General features: G+C 62.0%; 1 protein-coding gene. It reads right to left on the minus strand.

What is annotated here, in order from left to right; translation table 11 throughout:
- Positions 1-574 (minus strand): DUF222 domain-containing protein (locus GOSPT_RS16740; protein WP_005207616.1); only part of this gene is annotated, 574 nt, incomplete at both ends.

Below are 574 nucleotides of genomic sequence, written 5' to 3' on the forward strand. Positions count from 1 at the left end.
GGTTCACCCACAAGCGGCGTCGACGCTTACGATCTTTCGAATTGGTCAGCGTCCCATCCGGATCCAGATGCGCCAACAATCGTGAACCCAAATTGGTGATCTCAGCAGGCGTGAACTCGACCGCATACCCGGCCATCTGCGCTTCCGCAGCAGCTTTCGTCTCCGCCGACACCTCACCAGGGATGGCCTCCAACACCTCCAACACCGCGCGGACATGCGCGCCAGCGACGCGACCCTCCACCACATAGCCGGCCAACGTCGGACACGACGGCGGTAGCCGGTCACCGCAGATCGTGGTGAACGATCCGGTCGCCGCGATCACCCGATACCGGGCGGCCGGATCACCAATATGCAAACGCTGCCCCATGAAATTCCGAATATCGCGGAAACCCAACGAATGCGGCAGATCCCGGTCGGAAGCCTCCACGATCAACCGATCGGTGACAGCGCCCGCCGTCCGCAGTGCCAACCGTTCCGCCTCAACCGTGGCTTCCACCAGCACGTCATCAGACACCAACGACACATCCACCGTCGCCAACTCATCCAACACCGCTGCCAGGCGTGACAGTTTCTC

The sequence above is a fragment of the Gordonia sputi NBRC 100414 genome, from assembly GCF_000248055.1.
Classification (GTDB): Bacteria; Actinomycetota; Actinomycetes; order Mycobacteriales; family Mycobacteriaceae; genus Gordonia; species Gordonia sputi.